General features: G+C 62.0%; 17 protein-coding genes. 5 read left to right on the forward strand and 12 right to left on the reverse strand.

All coding sequences use genetic code 11. From position 1 onward, the window contains the following. Window positions 1–148 precede the first annotated feature (148 nt). From L2Y96_RS21160 to L2Y96_RS21170, 3 genes are all read left to right on the forward strand, one after another. A complete protein-coding gene (locus L2Y96_RS21160) occupies window positions 149–796 on the forward strand; it encodes an outer membrane protein (protein WP_247330229.1) in 648 nt (215 codons plus the stop codon). A gap of 151 nt (window positions 797–947) precedes the next feature. Beyond that, window positions 948–1,592 carry an outer membrane protein gene (locus L2Y96_RS21165; protein WP_247330231.1) on the forward strand — a complete coding sequence of 215 codons (645 nt, stop codon included), beginning with the start codon at window positions 948–950 and terminating at the stop codon, window positions 1,590–1,592. A 330-nt stretch (window positions 1,593–1,922) separates the two neighbouring features. Further along, complete coding sequence (locus L2Y96_RS21170) at window positions 1,923–4,964, forward strand: TonB-dependent receptor (RefSeq protein WP_247330233.1); 3,042 nt, start codon at window positions 1,923–1,925, stop codon at window positions 4,962–4,964. Between the two features lie 109 nt (window positions 4,965–5,073). Here the strand turns inward: L2Y96_RS21170 and L2Y96_RS21175 are convergent, their stop codons facing one another. After that, window positions 5,074–5,778 carry a glutathione S-transferase N-terminal domain-containing protein gene (locus L2Y96_RS21175; protein ID WP_247330234.1) on the reverse strand — a complete coding sequence of 235 codons (705 nt, stop codon included), beginning with the start codon at window positions 5,776–5,778 and terminating at the stop codon, window positions 5,074–5,076. Between the two features lie 129 nt (window positions 5,779–5,907). Between L2Y96_RS21175 and L2Y96_RS21180 the strand changes: the two genes are divergently transcribed. Beyond that, window positions 5,908–6,420, forward strand: a complete 513-nt coding sequence (locus tag L2Y96_RS21180) for a DUF1697 domain-containing protein (RefSeq protein ID WP_247330236.1) — start codon at window positions 5,908–5,910, stop codon at window positions 6,418–6,420. A 24-nt stretch (window positions 6,421–6,444) separates the two neighbouring features. Here L2Y96_RS21180 and L2Y96_RS21185 read toward each other — a convergent pair whose 3' ends face one another. The 11 genes from L2Y96_RS21185 to L2Y96_RS21235 form a co-directional block, all read right to left on the reverse strand. Next, window positions 6,445–6,786: a hypothetical protein gene (locus L2Y96_RS21185; RefSeq protein WP_247330238.1), complete on the reverse strand. Its 342-nt coding sequence runs from the start codon at window positions 6,784–6,786 to the stop codon at window positions 6,445–6,447. A gap of 66 nt (window positions 6,787–6,852) precedes the next feature. Further along, window positions 6,853–7,203: a hypothetical protein gene (locus L2Y96_RS21190; protein WP_247330240.1), complete on the reverse strand. Its 351-nt coding sequence runs from the start codon at window positions 7,201–7,203 to the stop codon at window positions 6,853–6,855. A gap of 74 nt (window positions 7,204–7,277) precedes the next feature. Further along, window positions 7,278–7,970, reverse strand: coding sequence for a hypothetical protein (locus L2Y96_RS21195; RefSeq protein ID WP_247330242.1), 693 nt, complete (start codon window positions 7,968–7,970; stop codon window positions 7,278–7,280). A gap of 164 nt (window positions 7,971–8,134) precedes the next feature. Further along, a complete protein-coding gene (locus L2Y96_RS21200; protein ID WP_247330244.1) occupies window positions 8,135–8,626 on the reverse strand; it encodes a hypothetical protein in 492 nt (163 codons plus the stop codon). Between the two features lie 133 nt (window positions 8,627–8,759). Continuing rightward, window positions 8,760–9,260, reverse strand: coding sequence for a hypothetical protein (locus L2Y96_RS21205; RefSeq protein WP_247330247.1), 501 nt, complete (start codon window positions 9,258–9,260; stop codon window positions 8,760–8,762). Window positions 9,261–9,276: 16 nt separating this feature from the next. Then, on the reverse strand, window positions 9,277–10,149 hold the full coding sequence (locus L2Y96_RS21210; protein ID WP_247330249.1) for a hypothetical protein: 873 nt from the start codon (window positions 10,147–10,149) through the stop codon (window positions 9,277–9,279). A gap of 10 nt (window positions 10,150–10,159) precedes the next feature. Further along, window positions 10,160–10,981 (reverse strand): hypothetical protein, encoded by an 822-nt coding sequence (locus tag L2Y96_RS21215; protein WP_247330252.1) that lies wholly within the window; start codon window positions 10,979–10,981, stop codon window positions 10,160–10,162. Continuing rightward, window positions 10,978–11,313: a hypothetical protein gene (locus tag L2Y96_RS21220; RefSeq protein WP_247330255.1), complete on the reverse strand. Its 336-nt coding sequence runs from the start codon at window positions 11,311–11,313 to the stop codon at window positions 10,978–10,980. Before L2Y96_RS21220 ends, L2Y96_RS21215 begins: the two co-directional genes overlap by 4 nt. A 140-nt stretch (window positions 11,314–11,453) precedes the next feature. Then, window positions 11,454–12,959, reverse strand: a complete 1,506-nt coding sequence (locus L2Y96_RS21225; RefSeq protein WP_247330257.1) for an amino acid permease — start codon at window positions 12,957–12,959, stop codon at window positions 11,454–11,456. Window positions 12,960–13,045: 86 nt separating this feature from the next. Then, window positions 13,046–14,086 (reverse strand): glycerophosphodiester phosphodiesterase, encoded by a 1,041-nt coding sequence (locus L2Y96_RS21230; protein ID WP_247330259.1) that lies wholly within the window; start codon window positions 14,084–14,086, stop codon window positions 13,046–13,048. A 56-nt stretch (window positions 14,087–14,142) separates the two neighbouring features. Continuing rightward, window positions 14,143–16,434 (reverse strand): TonB-dependent receptor, encoded by a 2,292-nt coding sequence (locus L2Y96_RS21235; protein ID WP_247330260.1) that lies wholly within the window; start codon window positions 16,432–16,434, stop codon window positions 14,143–14,145. 214 nt (window positions 16,435–16,648) lie between these two features. Between L2Y96_RS21235 and L2Y96_RS21240 the strand changes: the two genes are divergently transcribed. After that, window positions 16,649–18,577 carry an alkaline phosphatase family protein gene (locus L2Y96_RS21240; RefSeq protein ID WP_247330262.1) on the forward strand — a complete coding sequence of 643 codons (1,929 nt, stop codon included), beginning with the start codon at window positions 16,649–16,651 and terminating at the stop codon, window positions 18,575–18,577. The last annotated feature ends 5 nt before the right edge of the window (window positions 18,578–18,582 follow it).

The raw sequence follows: 18,582 nt of genomic DNA on the forward strand, positions 1-18,582 counted from the left end.
GGGCGGGGCGCCCTATGCCAGAGGTCACGGGCGGGCCCCGGAATACCTGTCATGGCACCCCGAGTTAAAACGACGTAAAATCCTGTGGCCCACAGGGGGCACGCCGGCTGAGGGGCTGGCGGAAACATTCAAGGATCAGGGACAAATCATGCAAAAGGTTCTGCTCTCGGTGGCCGCGGCCGCCGCACTTTCGTTTGCCTCGTTCGCGGCAAACGCCGCCACCCACGATGGCGCGTTCGTCAGCGTTACTGCCGGTGGCTCGCATTACGACGTCAGCGGCTCCAGTGCCTACGACAAGAATGACAGCTCGGTCGGCGGCCTGGTGGGTTACCGCTGGGTAGTGGATCGTCCGTTCTCCATTGGTGTTGAAGCCGGCTATGTGAATCTTGGCAAGATGACGTACTCGGATACGGCCACGTACGGGTCTTCCGACCAGTACTCGGACACGATCAAGGCCAAGTTCAAGGGCAAGGCGGTGTTGGTCGGCGCAAGCGGCAAGTGGGACCTGCCCAATGGTTTCACCATTACCGCACACGCGGGCGTCGCTCACTCACAGATCGACCTGAGCGCACGTGAGTACGTCGACGGCCCGGGCGTCAGCCGCACTTACAAGCTCTACGACGGCACATCGCACGACAATGCCATCTATGCCGGCCTCGGCTTCGGCTATGACTTCAATGAGCACTTCGGCATCTCGGTGGTATACGACCACTACGCTCTGAAGGCCGAAGATCTCACCGGCAAGCACACCGTGAATGTGGGCGTGTTCGGCGGCAATGTGGAATACCGCTTCTGATAGCGGCACGGCGGCCATGGCAGCGGTTTGTGACCTGCGTCACGATCAGCTGTCATGGCAGCCAAGTGGAAAGCCTCGTAAGATACCTCAGCCCTCCACGGGCTCGCCGGCAACGGGGCCGGCAGACTTACAAGGACTCAGGGATTTCATCATGCAAAAGGTTCTGCTTTCGGTGGCCGCAGCCGCCGCACTTTCGCTCGCTTCATTCTCCGCCGCCGCCGTTACCCAGCAGGGTGCGTTCATCGGCATCAGTGGCGGTAGCTCGCACTACAACGTGAGCAACACACGCTTCGACGACAATAACGATACGGCCGTTGGCGTGGTCGCCGGCTATCGCTGGGTCGTCGATCGGCCGTTCTCCATCGGCTTTGAAGCAGGCTACGTCAACCTCGGCAAGCAGTCAGCCAATGGCACTGCGCTGGACGACGACGGTGAAGACGTGAACTATCGGGCTAAGTTCAAGAGTGAAGCCCTGTTGGTTGGTGCTAATGGTAAATGGGATCTTCCGCACGGCTTTACGATTACGGCCCGGCTTGGCCTTGCCCACTCGCGTACGAAGTACAACGAAACGGATGTAATCACCGGTTGCTGCCATTCCGGAACGTATCGCGACCGCAACGACTCCAACGATAACGGTATCTACGCTGGCCTTGGCTTCGGCTACGACTTCAATGAGAACTTTGGCCTGACCGTGACCTACGATCACTTCTCGCTGAAGGCGGACGACATTACCCGTGACAAGCGCACGGTGAACGTCGGCGTCACCGGCCTCGCTGCGGAATACCGCTTCTGGTAATTCCCCATCGTGGTGCAAGTGGAGAAACGGCCGCATTCGCGGCCGTTTTTTTGTGCGGATACGGATGGGGACCGCTCCGCAGGCTTTTTCGTTTGGCCGCCTAAACCCCTATACAACCTTACGGTTCTTCGCTATAACCGATAGCAAGTGCTGCGACGCAGCACGCAAGGGATTCCGAAAGGAAGCATCAAACAGTCACCCGCCCGCGGCATCGCCAGCCGGGCTGGCCGGGTGCACCCCAGGGGTTTGTCCATCGAAGCCACACGGGAGCGTGCCGCGCTCCCGCGAGTAGCCGTGCGCAAAAAAAACGTACCGAGGAGACGTTAGCCCATGTCCAGCCGTACCGCCCGACCCCGTCATATCGCACTTGCTGTCGCTCTTGCCCTATCCGCACCCTCGGTATTCGCCCAGTCCACGACCGGCGGCATCTTCGGCCAGGCCCCCACGGCGGCCGGCCAGACCGTCGTCGTTACCAGCGATACCGGCCTCAGCCGCGAGGTACCCGTTGATGAGCGCGGCCGCTACAGCGCCACCCAGTTGCCGCTCGGCACGTACACGGTGAGCCTTCGCACCAACGGGCAAACCGTCGATACCCGCCAGAACATCGTCCTGAAGGTGGGTGCCGGTACCGAGGTGTCCTTCGTGTCGAGCGCCAAGGACGCGCAGGACCTGTCCGGCATGACCGTGTCCGCCTCCGCGCTCGCCAAGATCGACGTCTCCAGCATCGATTCCCGTACGGTGGTCACGTCCGAGCAGCTGGCCAAACTTCCGCTCGGCCGGAGCTCCGAGGCGATCGCCTTGCTCGCTCCCGGCGTCGTCAATAACGGCGGTAACTTCAAGGGCGCGACAGGTCATTCGCTGGTGAGCTTCGGCGGCTCGGCCGCATCGGAGAACGCCTACTACGTGAACGGTTTCGCCACGACAGATCCCCTGCAGGGCTTCGGCGGCCTCTCGCTGCCCTACGGCGCGATCGAGCAGCAGGAGGTATATACCGGCGGCTACAGCGCGCAGTACGGCCGTTCCGACGGTGGCGTGATCAACGTGGTCGGTAAGCGCGGCACCAATGAATGGCACTTCGGTGCGCAGGTGCTCTGGGAGCCGGCCTTTGCCCGCGCTAACCAGCGCAACCGCTATTACGAGAGCGGCCTACCCGCCTCGCCGCGTGCCGGGAACCTCTATTCCCCCGATAGCGAAAACAGCAGCGATAGCACCACGGTGAGCGCTTATGCCGGCGGTCCGCTGATCAAGGACAAGCTCTTCGTGTTTGTCGCCGCGGAGTACCAGCGGCAGGAAGGCAATACGGTGAACCCGGTGACGGGCTACACCAGTACCAAGCCTTACGAGGATTACCGTTATAACTCCCCGCGCTGGTACGGCAAGGTCGACTGGAACATCACCGATAACCACATCATTGAAGTGACCGGCGCGTCGGACAAGTACCAGACTTCCGGCACGGTGTACGACTACGACTACACCTCGCGCACGCGTCTCGCCCGCATCGGCGCGGATGACGACACTAAGAACGGCGGCGACCTGTGGACGGCGAAGTACACGGGCTACATCACCGACGACCTGACGATCAGCGCGCAGTACGGCAAGCTGCACACCACGGCCTACGATTCACCGGGTGGCTACGACCCGTCACTCACCTACGTGGATGGCATCGTCAACCAGAATCCCGCCTTGAATGGTGGCTCGCCGCGCGGCAACACGCAGACGGTCTCCAGCCTGATCCCCGCGGGCAAGGGCAACCGCACGACCAACACGCGCATCGATATCACCTACAAGATCGGCGACCACACCATCACCGCCGGTATCGATAACCAGACCGCGACCGCGCTTGACCAGGGCTCGGTGACCTCGGGCCCGGGTTATTCCTGGACGTACGGCCAGGGCGACCCGAACACGCCGATCTCGACCGGCCTGGGTGTGCCGGCCACTGGTGGCTTCCCCAATGGCGCGGGTGGCTATTACGTCATCCAGAACATCAACAGCAGCCTCGCCACGGTGCGCTCCACCCAGCGCGCGCAGTACATCGAAGACAAGTGGCAGGTGAACGACCGCTGGTTGCTCTCGTTCGGTATCCGCAACGACCAGTTCGAGAACTTCAACGCGGACGGCGATGCGTTCATTACCCAGCACAAGCCGCAGTGGGCGCCACGTCTCGGTGCAAGCTGGGATGTGAATGGCGATGCGACGTTCAAAGTTTATGCGAACGCAGGGCGCTATTACCTCGGCCTGCCGTTGAATCCGGCGCTCAATGCTGCCGGCGGCGCGCTCACCACGTCGCAGTACTTCACCTATGGCGGTATCGCCGCCGACGGTACGCCGACCAACCTCACCGCGATCTCCGTGCCGGTGGCGGCCAACAATACGTTCGGCCAGTTGCCCGATCCGAAGACCGTAACCACCAAAGGGCTGAAGTCCGAATACCAGGACGAGTTCATCCTGGGCTTCACCAAGACCCTGGGGAGCGACTGGGTTTACGGCGCCAAGGCCACGCAGCGCATCCTGCGCAATGCGATTGACGACTACTGCGATATCGACCTGGTGCTGGCCAAGGCCCAGTCACTGGGATACGACGTGACCACGTCGAGCAACCCGGTCAGTTGCTGGTTGTTCAATCCCGGTAAGGCCAATACGTTCAACCTGGTCGATACCTCGGGCAATTACGTGAGCGTGCCGCTCTCCAATAAGGAGTTCGGCTTCCAGGGCCTGAAGCGTCGCTATTACGGGCTGGAGACCTTCCTCGAGCATCCGTTCGCCAACGGCTGGTACGGCAAGGTGAGCTATACGTTCTCGCGTAGCTACGGCAATACCGAAGGCCAGCTGCGTTCCGATCTGTTCCGCGAATCGCGCGGCACCGGCCAGACGGCCGTGTCGACCACGCAGGATTGGGACAACAGCTACATCATGGTCAACACGAACGGGGTGCAGAACAACGATCACAAGCACCAGTTCAAGTTCTTCGGCTATTACCAGTTCACCCCGGAATGGCTGGTCAGCGCCAACCTCAGCCTGATCTCCGGTGCGCCCAAGCCCTGCCTTGGCTACTTCGGCGAAGACCGTACCGACCCGGCCGGCTACGGCAACAGCTACCACTTCTGCTACGGCGAACCCTCGGCCCCGGGCAGCCACGGCCGCCTGCCGTGGATCCGCCAGCTCGACCTGGGCGCGACCTACCGGCCGGCCTTCGCGGAAGACCGGCTGGCCTTCAACCTCAACGTCTTCAACGTGACCAACGAGCAGAAGGTGTTGGCGATCTTCCCGAACTCGGAATCGAGCCCGAACTTGTCGAATCCGCTGTATGGGACGCCGACGTCGTTGCAGCAGCCGCGCTACGTGCGGCTTAGCGTGAACTACGATTACTAAATGTAGGAGCCCACCCTGTGGGCGACATCTTTCGCGACAAAGCCACAGACCATGCGGCTCTTTCGCGAACGGCGTCGCTCACAGGGTGAGCTCCTACAACGATCAGGGATTACGACCGAGCCGGAATCTTGAGGCCGCGCTCTACGCCCGCGCGAGACGTCCCACGCTCCAACCACGCAATCACATTCTCGAACTGGTCAAACCCGACCAATTCCCGCGCCCCATAGAACGTCACCAGGTTATTCACCCAACCCAGCGTGGCGATATCGGCGATCGTGTACTCATCACCGACAATCCACTCCTTCCCGGCCAGCTGCTTATCCAGCACGCCCAGCAAGCGCTTCGATTCATCGACATAACGCTGCAGCGGCCGCTTGTCTTCCCACTCGCGCCCGGCGAACTTATGGAAGAAACCGACCTGGCCAAACATCGGCCCGATGCTCGCCATCTGGAAGAACACCCACTGGATGGTTTCCCACTTCTTCTGCGGGTCCTTCGGCAGGAACTTCCCGGTCTTCTCCGCAAGGTAAAGCAGAATCGCGCCGGATTCGAACAGACCAATCGGCTTACCGTCCGGGCCGTTCGGATCGATCATGGCCGGGATCTTGCCATTCGGGTTCAGCGACTCGAACTCCGGCAGCTTGCTCTCGCTCTTCATGATGTCGACCAGGTGCACCTCGTACGGCAGCCCCAGCTCCTCCAGCATGATCGAGGCCTTCACCCCGTTCGGCGTCGGCAGCGAATACAACTGGATGCGGTCCGGATGCTGCGCCGGCCAGCGAGCGGTAATGGGGAACTGGGAAAGGTCGGCCATGGGAAAGCATCCTGTGGTGGGCAAGGGTCAGGTCTTCGAAGGTAGGGCGCCCGCCGGGCCGATTCAACCGCCCCGCGCCACCACGCCGCCTTCGGCATACACTCGCCCCACCCTGCCACGGAGCCCGCCATGACCGCGTATATCGCCTTACTCCGCGCCGTGAACGTCGGCGGGACCGGCAAACTACCCATGACCGAGCTCAAGGCCATGTGCGAAGCGGAAGGGTTTGAAGGGGTAAAGACCTACATCGCCAGCGGCAATGTGGTGTTTACCTCACGGTTGAAGGAGAAGGCCGTGAAGGCCGCCCTGGAAGCCCGGCTAGCCGATTACGCCGGGAAGCCCGTCGGGGTCATGGTCCGCACCGCCGCCGAAATGGCCGCCGTGCTCGAAGGCAATCCGTTCCCGGATGCACCCGGCAACCGAGTCGTCGCCATCTTCCTCGACGGGCCGCCGCCCAAAGACACGCTGGGCGGCGTACGCCACAAGGGCAACGAGGAGATCGGCCTGGGCAAGCGCGAGGTGTACGTCCGCTACGACGATGGCATGGCCTCGTCCAAGCTGGTCATCCCTGCAGCAAAAGCCGGCACCGCCCGTAACATCAACACTGTGGCCAAGCTGGCAGAGATGGCAGCCGCCCTGTAGGAGACGGTTTTCGGCCACGGCGAGTCACGCCATGCCAATCCCTAGCACTCTGATGTCGGAGACCAACTCGTCTGCCTCGTCGGCAGCTAACAGACTGAGCGGCAACCTGGAATCGAACTCAAAAATGATTCGCTCCGCGGTCGACCTGAGATGCGAAGACGCACTAACACTCCACGATCCGCACAGTCCAAGCGCAACAACGCAGAACATCAATAGCTCAAAGGGATCGACGTAAGCACCGTCAAACTCGTGAATCATCCACGCCAGAACGTCTTCGTGTCGCTCATCCATTTTGTCCCGACACCCTCGCCAATAGTAGGCGAGGACATCCGATCGAATCTGGAAGTATCCGTCGATATCACTCATTGGTATGGACACCGTTTCTCGTTTGATGGCGGCATCGCTTCGATCCGTGCCACACAGGCACCGGCCTCAGCCGCTCTCTACAATGCCGAGCACCCGGATGTCTCGCGCAAGCTCATCCGCATCACGTTCGGATAAAAGGTGGAATGGGATCTGGCCACCAAACCCATCTATGGTGCGCCTTGCTGTGGCCAGGAGGTAAGAAGCGACATCTTCAGTCCACGAGCCGCACAACCCAATTCCAACAACGCAGAACATGAGTCGCTCGATCTCTAGATCGTAGGACCCAAACAACTCGTCGATTGTCCACGACATGACCATTGAATGGTCCCATGTTCCGTCACGACGCCCTACGCATCCACGCCAGTAAAGGGTCAGGAAGTCGGTTCGAATCTGACTATAACCTTCAACATTGCTCATCTCGCATTCCTTACGTCGGCTGCAGCCGCAGATCGCCCGAAGCGCAATCTAATCAAGCTCGATCTTCAGGGTGATCACTTTGCGCTCTCGCGTTGCCGCCTCCGTTCTTTGGATGCTTCGCGGGAGCGTTCGACCTCGGCGTCACTGACGGCCTCAACCGTAAGGCTCTTGATCATCCTCGCAAGCACATCCTTGCGAGATGCGTACCAGCCTGGATCCTCAATCACCATCCGGTCGTAGCGTCCCCGGGCGATGATCGCGTGGTCGTCATCAATAATGTGGACGTAGACCTCGGTGATATCGAACACTGCCGGCGCGTTATTCACCTTCTCCGCGATGTCGACTGACTTAAAGGTCTTGAATGTACCCATGACCGATGGATCCGCTGAGGGACTGTCGTAACGAGTGAACGCGTAGTGGTGCCAGAGCAGGCCATTGATCCGCTCGTCTCGTGAAAAAATCTCCTCGTGGTGCCGCCAGAAGCGCACGCCGTAACCATCAGCCGTGACACCTCCGGCTTCGTTAAGTACAGGCTTAATATCTTCAGCGTTGAGGCCTTCGCTCCGGCGTCTCGCAACAGGATTGTCAAGCTGCAGCCGATAGTACGACATCGCGTACTCACCTCGACCCGACGGATCCACACGCCCGGTTCCGATACCGAGTTCATCACCCTCAGTGAACCCGCCGCCGGCAACGGGCGGATCACATGGCTTTTCGGGTGTGTCAGGAACATAGACAACTTGAACGGCTAAACGGAGTTGCGACACAACCGCCGGCCCCAGGGTGCACACTGGCACCGGATCCGGCCAGCGTTGAGGCGGCGAGTGCTGCCTCACCGGAGAGTAAAGGTCATCCGTGGCGCACCCAGAGAGGCAGGCGGCGGCAAAGGCTGCTATCCCCACCAAATTTCTAATAGTCACTTCGACGCACCTTATCCTTTAGATTCACCGCTCAAAGCCTTCATTCCAATAATTCTTGGCCCAGAGCCCCAAGGGCAACTCCGTTTGCGGAGAAGCGCCTCGATATCGGCAATCAGTGTCGCAGAGAGCTCGCCGTCACTCCTATCAACGCCATTCCTCCGCAGCATGTCGTCGCAGATGTCAGTACCGACGACCTGCGGTTCAAGCCAGCAATCCAAGCCACCAGTCAGGAACTGACTCATGTCAAACGGATCGCTTTCGGAAAGCATCCTGACGAGGTCCGACAGTACTTGCGAACCACACGCTTCCGCCCCCTGGTCGGTCCAGACGGTCAGCAAGCCAGACTCAAACCCAGAATGAAGCACGTCGACAGCATATTGCCAACGCCACGGATCACTCGCCGCTCCTCGTCCACCGATGAGCATGTCCGGACAATATTCACTGATCGAAAACAGGAATAGATCACCCTGTACAAGGGACGCTTCGCGCTTGGAAATGTGCATTTCAGAAGCTCACTCTACAGACGCTCGTTCATGTTGCCCTGACGTCATTACCAACGGCACCTGAGGATAAATACAGATTGAACATCCGCAACTCGACGTCCGTGAACTTGTCTCGCCAGGCGCCCCGGACTATTCAGAAATTGACCTGCACAGCCATCAGATCGTGCTCACCCTGGCGGAACGTGCAGAGGCGGCCGACTTCGGTCGTTAGCATCTTCACCGCCATGTCATGCGCTTCTTCAGGCGAAGTCCCTGGGCGACCCGCCAGGGACTTGGCCATGGATTCGACCATGGAGTCACCCTCAGCGGGAGCCTTGTGCTGGGGCACGCAGGTCAGTGCAACGGGCACACCCTTGTAAGCGCCTGAAATCCCGGTAGTCGTCTCGTCGTCGATACCTTCAACGACGGTCGACCAACCGATCTTCACGGCGTACTTGTCGTGTCCGAAGTTCCCACCGGTAACGCAGAGCTTGGCGTCCACGGACTTCTCGCCGATGGTCACGGTCCGACTTTGGCAGACCATCCTGCCGGGCACGGAAGCAATAGGATCACCCGTTGCTTCAGTCGCCATGGCGGGGGCTGAGAGAACGATACCGACGACTGCCAGCAATACATACTGATTGATCGTAAACATGATTTAGCTCTCGAGGTTAAGATTTCTTTTTTCTTGCATTCAGGCGCTCGGCCTTTCGGGCGTTGTCCGCATCGCGGGCTCGCTCGACCTCGGCGTCGCTTACGTCTCGAAGTTCAATGCTGCGCACCATGCGCTCCAGAAGTTCCTTGCGAGACGCGTACCAAGCCGGATCTTCGATGACCAATCGCTCGTATCGGCCCTTGGCGATCACGGCGTGGCCCTCGTCTATGTCGTGTACATACACCTCGACAATGTCGGTGACCGCCGGCGCGTTGTTTACGGGCTCAGCGATATCGACGGATCCTTCCCTCGCGAAATGCCCCATAACGCTTGGGTCTTCGGACGAACTGTCGTACCGAGTGAATGCATAGTGCCGCCAGGAGAGTCCGTTGATACGCTCTTCTCGAGAGAAAATCTGCTCGTGATGGCGCCAGAAGCGCACTCCGTAGCCAGTCGGCGAAACTCCCGCCGATTCATTCAGCACGGGGTTCACATCCTCGCCGCCAAGCCCGGCTTTTCTTTGCCTCGCTTCGGGATTGTCGATCGTCAGCCGATACGTAGACATCGCGTAGCTGGCGTACCCAGACGGGTCCACCTTGCCTTCGCCGATGTAAGCGTCGTCACCGTCGAGGAATTCCGGCTCAGCATTCAGAGGGCGGCATGAAAGATCCGGGCGTTCGGGAATATAGACGCCGTTTACCGCGATGTGCAGCTGCGATATCAATCTACCGACGGTGGTGCATACCGGCACCGGATCCGGCCACCTCGCAGGCGGCGAGTGACGCACCACGGGCGAGTAGTAATCATCGGTCGCACAGCCAACCTGCGCCATGCAAAGCGCCACTACGAGCGCGCAACCTACGCGCCCGCGATACTGCGAAATCTTCATGAATCCCCTGCTACCGGCCATTCCTGGCCACATGACTTTCGAACTCGATATCGGCAGGATCGATCGCGCGAATTTTCACGGCGCCGACAAGGCGACCGAGAAGCGCCACGCGCTGGGCGTACCAGCCGGGGTCCTCGATCACCTCACGATCGAATCTGCCAATGGCAATAACGGAGTGACTCTCGTCGATCTCGTGGGTGTACACCTCAGTTATCTGTGCAACGGCAGAAGCATTGTTGACCGACTCCGCGATCAATTCGTTTCGCCTGACCTTGCTGATCCCAGGAATCGACGGATCATCCGACAAGCTGTCGTACAGAGAGAATGCATAGTGCGTCCAAACAAGACCGTTTATCGTCTCTTGTCTGGAGAAGATGGGGTCGTGATATCTCCAATAGAGAACGCGACCCTGCCGTGTATCACGAGTCGCATGCTTCATGATTGGCTGAATGTCCTCGGCGCGAAGCCCAAGCGACTTGGTCCGCTCATCGAGGTTATCAATCGTCACACTGTAGAACGAAAGCGGAAAGCTGCCCCGGCCAGACGGATCAATCCTACCGCCACCCAAGTAGATCTTGTCAGATCGCTCCTCACTGATCGGATTTTTGGAGGGAAGACAGGAAGAGACAGGATCGTTCGGAATAAATGCCGCATCCACCACAATGCTGAGCAAGGGCATGGCAACGGGCGTGCGGTGACACAACGGCACGGGATCCGTCCAACGCTGCGACGCGGACTGAACGACGCCTGCAGAGTAGAGGCGGTCAGTTGCGCAACCACTGGTCAATAGCAGCGCGAAAATCACTGCAACTCTGCGCATGCCGGCGGTCATTTCGCGGCCACCTTCTCAATTCGCAACAGTCGAGTTTTAGATACATGGATCGACGCACCCGTCGAGGACGACCGAGCGCAGCAGCGTTCGACTCGCACATCCGCGCGTCGGAAATCCGTCGCGTGACCCGAATCCAGTCGCACATCAGGCTGCGCCTGCTGTTGCTGACGCGCCTGTGCCTCGCGCTGGGCGCGATCACGCTGCTCTTGCTGGTCAAGGCTTTGCACGGCCTGGGCATGGGCCCAGTGGGGTGCGAAGACGAAAAGGACGGCGGCGTACGGCGCCACCGCCAGGACGCGCGAAACGCGCCCCTGATACTGCGAACTGCTCATTGTGCCCCTGTTTCGTGGCCGATCCAGGCCGCATTGCTTCCGAACAGGGATTTTAGAACGAGCCGACCTCAGCAATCGGCCGAAGGTCGTAAGAAAATGCCGACACGTCGTGTAGGGGAATGCCTACACGACGCGTGGGGTTATTCGCGGTTGAGGCGGCTGTGCCGCACGCCGTAGGTGAAGTAGACCACCAGGCCGATCACCATCCAGATCGCGAAGCGCTCGAACGTGATCCACGGCAGCCCGTAGATGAGCGCCAGCGAGAACAGGATGCCCAACGGCGCGACAAACCACACGGCCGGCGTGCGGAAGTTGCGATGCAGGTCCGGTTTACGCACGCGCAGCACCAGCACCGAGGCACAGATGAGGATGAACGCGCTGAGCGTGCCGATGTTGACCAGCTCGGCGACCTCGCCGATGGGCAGCAGGCCGGCGACCACGGCGGTGAACAGGCCAAGGATCATGGTCGGGCGCGCCGGGGTACCGAAGCGCGGGTGCACCTTCGAGAACCAGGCGGGCAGCAGGCCATCGCGCGAGAGCGCGAACCAGATGCGTGCGGCGCCGAGCATGAAGGCGAACAGCACGCTGATCACGCCGATGACAGCAGCGATCGCGATGATGTTGCTGATCCACGGCAGGCCGATGGCGTTGAACGCATCGGACACCGAGGCTTCGCCGCCCAGCGAGGTGTACGGGACGATGCCGGTGAGCACCAGCGAGACGGCGATATACAGCGCCATGGCGACGGCGAGCGAGAGCAGCACCGCACGGGGGAGGTCGCGCTGCGGATTCTTGGCTTCTTCTGCGGCGGTGGTCAGCGTGTCGTAGCCAAACACCGCAAAGAACACCACCGACGCACCGGTGAGCACGCCGTGCCAGCCGAAGTGGCCTACGCCCTTGTCATCGAACACGCGCTCGGGGATGAACGGGTGCCAGTTAGCGGTATTGATGTAGAACGCGCCGACGCCGATCACCAGCGCCACGCCGAGCACCTTGATGGTGACGATAAGCGTGTTCAGGCGCGCGCCCCACTCGGTGCGGACCGAAAGCATGATCGCGACGAGCAGCGAGATACCGGCGGCGATGACGTTGAAGCGGTGGCCATCGGTCGGCGCGGCGACGGGTTCGGCGAACGAGACGCCCATCGAGCCCAGCGCGTGCTGCCAGTAGTACTTCATGGTGTCGGCGCTCATGCTCTTCTGCGCCCACTCCGGCAGGTGCACGCCGGCGGTCGCGAGCAGCACTTGCACGTACCCCGACCAGCCAATGGCGACCACCGCCACCACCAGGGCGTATTCGAGCAGGAGATCCCAGCCGATGATCCAGGCCGCGCCCTCACCGAGCACGGCGTAACCGTAGGTGTAAGCGCTGCCTGTGACGGGGATGAGCCCGGCGAATTCGGCGTAGCAAAGGGCGGCGCAGGCGCTGCCCAGGCCGGCGATGATGAAGCTGAGCGCCACGGCCGGGCCGGAGTTCACGGCGGCCTGCTGGCCGGCCAGCACGAAGATGCCGACGCCGATGATGCCGCCGATACCGATGGCGGTGAGCTGCCACAGGCCCAGGACCCGGCGGAAATCCGTGCGCTTGCCGACCTCCGCCTGCAACTGCTCGACGGACTTATGGCGAAGGAACCTGGCTAGCGACATGGGGCGACCCGCGGTGTGGCAAATGACCGCGGATCATAACGGGCCCGGAGCCCCCCTGTCGCCGAGCGGGTGCAGCAAAACCCCCGTCAACGGTGGTCCAGGGCCTTGCGGCCCAGGGCCGGGTCGTCGGTGAAGAAGGCATCGATGCCGGTGGCGAGGTAGGCGCGGATTTCCTCGACGGAGCCGGCCTCATTGCGGGCGGCATCCCCTGCCCCATTGCGGAAATTCGCCGCCAGGAAGTGGTTTTCCGGGCGGAAGGTATACGGATGGACCTCGAGGCCCGCCGCATGGGCGTCGTGGACCAGCGGGGCTACGGGCGCCAGCTTCCCGTCCGCGGCGAGCGGGATGATGCTGCGGGTCGAGGGGCCGATGGCGTCGGCGTACTCGCGGACCGCCTTGAGCCCAGCCGGGGTCATCATGGCCGCGTAGGTCAGCGTCGGCTGGTCGGCCGGGTGGTCGTCGCCAGCCTCCATGAGCTGGAGCAGGCGAATATTCGGGTGGTCCTTGCCCAGTTTGCCGCGCAGGTACTTAAGGTTATCCACCTCGAATGACTGGATCTCGACCGGCGCGGTGCGGGTATAGGCGTGGGCGGCCAGGGTCGCCAGCACCTTGTCTTCCATCGGCAGGCCGATGCCACGGAAGTACGTGGAATGCTTGATCTCGGGAATGATCCCCAGCACCTTGCCCCGCGCCGAGGCCTCGGCGGCGACGAATTCGATCATCTCGTCGAAGGTCGGCACCGTGAACTGGCCGTCGAACGCGGTGTTGGCCTTGCGGATATCGGCCAGGCGCTCGCGGGCGCGCAGCGTCTTCAGCTCGGCGAGGGTGAAGTCTTCGGTGAACCAGCCGGTGATCTGCACGCCATCCACGGTCTTGGTGGTCTTGCGGCTGGCGAACTCCGGGTGTGCGGCGACGTCCGTGGTGCCGCCGATCTCATTCTCATGCCGCACCACCAGCACGCCGTCCTTCGTCGAGACCAGGTCGGGCTCGATGAAGTCGGCGCCGTCGCGAATGGCGACGGCGTATGAGGCCAGGGTGTGCTCGGGCCGCAGGGCACTGGCCCCGCGGTGGCCGATCACCAGCACTTTCGCGGCGATGGGACGGGCATCCATGGCTTCCACGGTCATCGGCAAGGCTCCGCACATGAGGGCAAGGAGGCCAAAGGATAGCGCCGTCTTCATCATCAGAAATCCGCCGAAAGGGTCACGAAGCTCTGCCGCGGGGCGCTGGCGTGGAAGGCGAGGGCACGGCCCTGCGGATCCGTGGCGGCGAACGCGGTGAGGTTGGTAGCGTAGCGATGGTCGGTGAGGTTGGTGACGTTCAACGCCAGGGTCAGCGCCTTCAGCTGGCCGATCGCACCGAAATCGTAGCTCGCGCCGAAATCGAACGAGGTGGCACCGGCCACGCTCTGGTCGTTGGTGTAGGTGTAATAGCGCTTGCCGGTGTACTTGCCACGCAGGCTCGCGGTCCACGGGCCGGTGGTGTAGCTCACTTCGCTCGCGAACATGCGCTTGGGCGTATCCACCGTGGTCTTGCCCTTCACCGGCACCTCGACGCCATTGGCGACGTAGTTGTCATCGTACTTCGAACGGTTGAACGAGGCCGAGTTGTACCACTGGAGGCCCTGCACCGGCTTCCAGATGAAGGTGAACTCCGCACCGCGGCTGCTCACCGAGCCCACGTTGACGAAGGCCGTGTTGCACTCAGGACGCGTGCCGACTTCAATGCTCGGGCACGGATTGAGCGAGAGCAGGCGGTTGTCGAACTTCACGTCGTACAGGGCGACGGATGCCTCGTAAGCGGTACCGACGCTGCGGAAACCACCATCGATGCTGCGCGACTGCTCGGGCTTCAGGCTGCTCTTCGTACCGTCGAATGCGGCCTGCGTGACCGACTGCGGACCACCGGCACCACCACCCTGGAACGAGGCGATGTTCTTGGCATACGAGAGGAACAGCTCCTGGCCTTCGGCGAGCTTCCATGCGAGGCCGGCCTGCGGGAGCAGTGCTTTCTGTGCCTTCAGCGTACCGGTGGCGTACGGGCTTTCGACGCCCGGCAGTTCCACCGCCTTCATCGTGGTGTGCGGGCTCTTGACGCCGAAATCCACGGAGAGGCGGTCATCGAAGGCCTTGAAGCTGTCCTGCAGGTAGGCCTGCTTCGTGGTGATGGTGTAATCCTGCGCGAACAGACGGCGGTCCGGATCCTTCAGGTAGTAGTTGTCGCTGACCGGGCCATCGATCCAGTAGAAGTTGCGCTCGACGTGATGGTCGTTCTGCTCGTACCAGACGCCGCCTTCCACGTGGTGCGCACCGAAGTCCCACGACAGCGAGGCGATCGCGCCGTTACGGTTGATCGTGTAGTTCGTGCTACGGATGCTGATCGGCAGTTCTTCCGGCGTGCCGGGATACGATTTCTGGCCCGGCGACCACCAGTGGCCCTGACCGGCGTTTTCATGGTGGTAGACCTGCGTGTGCAGGGTGCCGCCATCGGCCACGTTGAAGTCGCCAGCGATGTAGTAGAGATCGTCGCGGCGGAGCGCACGGCTCTGGTAGTACGCATCGTCGGTGTTATCCACGCCGCCGGAATAGCCGCAGCGCGAATCCTTCACGCCACCGATGGTGTACGCGGGCGCGCAGTAGGCTGCTGCGAGCGCACGGTTCCAGTCCGGCGCATAGAGGTTCCAGTCCCAGCCGAGGCCACGCTTCATGCCGCTTTTCGAGAGATAGGCGTAGTCAGCCTGGCTGGCACGCGAGGTGTCGGCGAAACCGGTGATGCGGTTGCCATCGCCAAACTCGTACACCGCCTTGCCGTTGAACTGCTTGGTGGTCGTCTTCGAGCCGGGCTGGGCCCACATATCCGCATCGGCCTTCACGCCCGACAGATACATGGAGAAGCCCTTGTAATCGCCGGTATCGATGCGTGCGTACGAGCGGCGGTTGTGGTCGCTGCCGAAGGTCTGCGCGGCCTTGCCGCCGAACTTCGTGGAGGGATCGGCCGAGAAATACTGGATGGTGCCGCCGAGGTTGCTGGTGGAGGCGGTACCGAGGGCGCCGATGCCTTCGGAGAGCTCCACGGTGGACATGTTCTCGGCGATCAGCGCGCGCGAGATGTTCAGGCCGTTGTAGTTGCCGTAGGCGTTGTCGCCGAGCGGCAGGCCATCCAGCGTGTAGCCCAGGCGCGTGGTGTTGAAGCCGCGCAGGGTGATCGACTGCGATTCCTCGTTGGCACCGAACGCGTCGTTCGATTCGACATTCACGCCGGGCAGGCGGTTGAGAATCTTCTGAGGGCTCGTGCCGGGCGGCAGGACCTTCTGGTCCTCGGGGACGATACGCTGCACCTGGCGGGTTTCGCCCTGGCCGATGACCGAAACCGCTTCAAGGTCCTGGGTTTTCGGCGGCGGGGCATCCTCGGCATGGGCGTGGACAGCGACGGCGGCGGCAAGGGCCAGGAACAGGGCGGAGCGCGAAAGCTTCATCGACAGCGGACTCGACGGTTAGGAAAGCCGCCGAGCGTGGCGGCAGCGTATGTACGTTTTCTTACGCGCACCGCTGGATCCTGCGTTCGGTGAACCCCGTCGCATTTGCGCGGGTGCACGGCAGGAACGGACAAGACGGCGCCCGCCACGACGCCGCTGCGAAAAACTGCAACACTTCGCCCCAACAATGGCGAACCCTTGCACGGACCCGTCCATGTCACTGCGCACCCGCCTGACCGCCCTGCTCCTCCTGGCCCTCGCCTCCGGCGAAGCCAGCGCCGCCCACCGCATCATCGTGTTCGTGTGGGATGGCATGCGCCCCGACGCGATCAGCGAGGAGGACACCCCGAACCTGGCGGCCCTGGTGAAGCAAGGCACCTTCTTCGCGGATAACCACGCGACCTATCCCACCTTCACCATGATCAATGCCTCGAGCTTCGCCACCGGCTCGTTCCCCGGCACGATCGGCTTCTTCGGTAACCGCTTCTGGGCTCCGGGCGCCAGCGGTTTCGATGCCAAGGGGGCACCCAGCGATTTCGCGGCGCCCATCTATACCGAGGACTACGCGGTGTTACGCGCCCTCGATGACCACTATCACCACGACCTGCTGCAAGCGCCAACGCTGCTGGAGCGGGCACGGAAGAAGGGGTTGAAGACCGCCGTCGTCGGCAAGTCCGGACCGGCCTTCCTGCAGGATGTCCACGAGGGCGGCACGATCCTCGACGAGAACGTGGCGCTGCCACTGTCGTTCGCGAAAGCGCTTTCGAAGGCGGGGCTGCCGCTTCCAGCGAATATCGTGCACGCGTACGACGACGAACACTTCCACCTTGAGCCGGACAACGGCACGCCCAGCGCGCAGTTGCCGCTGGTCACGTTGAAGGATGGCAGCACCTCGGACGCCTCGGACGGCGCCGGTGCACCCCCGACAGCGTCGAATGCTTACCTGATGAAGGCATTCCTCGAGTACATCCTGCCCGTGGAGAAGCCCGACCTCAGCTTCGTCTGGTTGCGCAACCCGGATTCCACCGAGCACCAATACGGCGTGGGTTCGCCGAACTTCCATCTGGCGTTGCGCGCGCAGGACGAACTGCTCGGACAGTTGCAGGCGAAGCTGAAAGCACTCGGCATGAATGGCGATACCGATCTGGTCATCGTGTCCGATCACGCGCATAGCAACGTGGCAGGCCCGCGCGACCTGTTCCCGCTGCGACAGATCGCCGATGGCCGTGTCGGCCGCGTTGATAACGAGTGGGGCTTTTCCACGTCGGGTGCCATTCGTCTCGCCGATGAAATGACCCAGGCGGGATTCACGGCCTTCGACGGCTTTGGCTGCGTCTATGCGCCGGTGATGTCCGGCGTGCTCGCCAACGGCAAGCCGCTGCACCCCACGCGCTATGACGACGACGGACGCGTATGCGGCAAGCCGGGGCCGTACACGACGCCGGCGTACAAGGTGCCCGCTGAGTTGCCGAAAGATGCGTTTGTGATCGCGCCCAATGGCGGTAGCGAATACCTCTACCTGCCGTCACACGATCGGGCGCGGATCGAGAAGGCCGTGCGCTTCCTGCAATCGCGCGAGATGTTCGGCGCCATCTTCGTCGATGCACGCTACGGCAAGATCCCGGGCACGCTGCCCCTGGCGAGCGTGCATCTCGCGAACAAGCGCGCACCGGACATCATCGCCAGCTACGACTTCGATCCCGACGCCGTGATCCAGGGCTTCCGTGGCACCGTGTACACCAGCATGAGCAACGAGCGCGGCATGCACGGCAGCTTCAGCCCTATCGACGTGCACAACACGTTGCTGATGACCGGTCCCGACTTCCGCAGGAACGTGCGCAGTGAACTGCCGAGCGGCAACGTCGACCTGGCGCCCACCCTGGCCGCGGTCCTCGGCGTGGACCTGGGCAAGGCCGATGGCCGGGTGTTGCGCGAAGGCGTGGAAGGTCGGAGCGGTGATGGTCTGGTGGCGAAGCCGGTGGCGATCACGACCGACACGGCCACCGGCCTGGACGTGCGCCGTGTCGACGGCACCCCCATGGGCCGCAGCAGCTACCGTTTCACCCTGAAAACGGAGCAGCTGACCGATAACGGCAAGACCTACACCTATTTCGACGAGGCCAAAGCCGAACGCTCCCCTTGACCGAG

Source organism: Luteibacter aegosomaticola (assembly GCF_023078475.1).
GTDB classification, from domain to species: Bacteria; Pseudomonadota; Gammaproteobacteria; order Xanthomonadales; family Rhodanobacteraceae; genus Luteibacter; species Luteibacter aegosomaticola.

Excerpts from the sequence above, each read along its gene's own strand:
- L2Y96_RS21185 (WP_247330238.1), bottom strand. The coding sequence starts at position 6,786 with ATGAGTGATATCGACGGATACTTCCAGATTCGATCGGATGTCCTCGCC.
- L2Y96_RS21210 (WP_247330249.1), bottom strand. The coding sequence starts at position 10,149 with ATGAAGATTTCGCAGTATCGCGGGCGCGTAGGTTGCGCGCTCGTAGTG.
- L2Y96_RS21240 (WP_247330262.1), top strand. The coding sequence starts at position 16,649 with ATGTCACTGCGCACCCGCCTGACCGCCCTGCTCCTCCTGGCCCTCGCC.
- L2Y96_RS21165 (WP_247330231.1), top strand. The coding sequence starts at position 948 with ATGCAAAAGGTTCTGCTTTCGGTGGCCGCAGCCGCCGCACTTTCGCTC.
- L2Y96_RS21220 (WP_247330255.1), bottom strand. The coding sequence starts at position 11,313 with ATGAGCAGTTCGCAGTATCAGGGGCGCGTTTCGCGCGTCCTGGCGGTG.
- L2Y96_RS21235 (WP_247330260.1), bottom strand. The coding sequence starts at position 16,434 with ATGAAGCTTTCGCGCTCCGCCCTGTTCCTGGCCCTTGCCGCCGCCGTC.
- L2Y96_RS21205 (WP_247330247.1), bottom strand. The coding sequence starts at position 9,260 with ATGTTTACGATCAATCAGTATGTATTGCTGGCAGTCGTCGGTATCGTT.
- L2Y96_RS21175 (WP_247330234.1), bottom strand. The coding sequence starts at position 5,778 with ATGGCCGACCTTTCCCAGTTCCCCATTACCGCTCGCTGGCCGGCGCAG.
- L2Y96_RS21200 (WP_247330244.1), bottom strand. The coding sequence starts at position 8,626 with ATGCACATTTCCAAGCGCGAAGCGTCCCTTGTACAGGGTGATCTATTC.
- L2Y96_RS21230 (WP_247330259.1), bottom strand. The coding sequence starts at position 14,086 with ATGACCGTGGAAGCCATGGATGCCCGTCCCATCGCCGCGAAAGTGCTG.
- L2Y96_RS21190 (WP_247330240.1), bottom strand. The coding sequence starts at position 7,203 with ATGAGCAATGTTGAAGGTTATAGTCAGATTCGAACCGACTTCCTGACC.
- L2Y96_RS21215 (WP_247330252.1), bottom strand. The coding sequence starts at position 10,981 with ATGACCGCCGGCATGCGCAGAGTTGCAGTGATTTTCGCGCTGCTATTG.
- L2Y96_RS21160 (WP_247330229.1), top strand. The coding sequence starts at position 149 with ATGCAAAAGGTTCTGCTCTCGGTGGCCGCGGCCGCCGCACTTTCGTTT.
- L2Y96_RS21180 (WP_247330236.1), top strand. The coding sequence starts at position 5,908 with ATGACCGCGTATATCGCCTTACTCCGCGCCGTGAACGTCGGCGGGACC.
- L2Y96_RS21170 (WP_247330233.1), top strand. The coding sequence starts at position 1,923 with ATGTCCAGCCGTACCGCCCGACCCCGTCATATCGCACTTGCTGTCGCT.
- L2Y96_RS21225 (WP_247330257.1), bottom strand. The coding sequence starts at position 12,959 with ATGTCGCTAGCCAGGTTCCTTCGCCATAAGTCCGTCGAGCAGTTGCAG.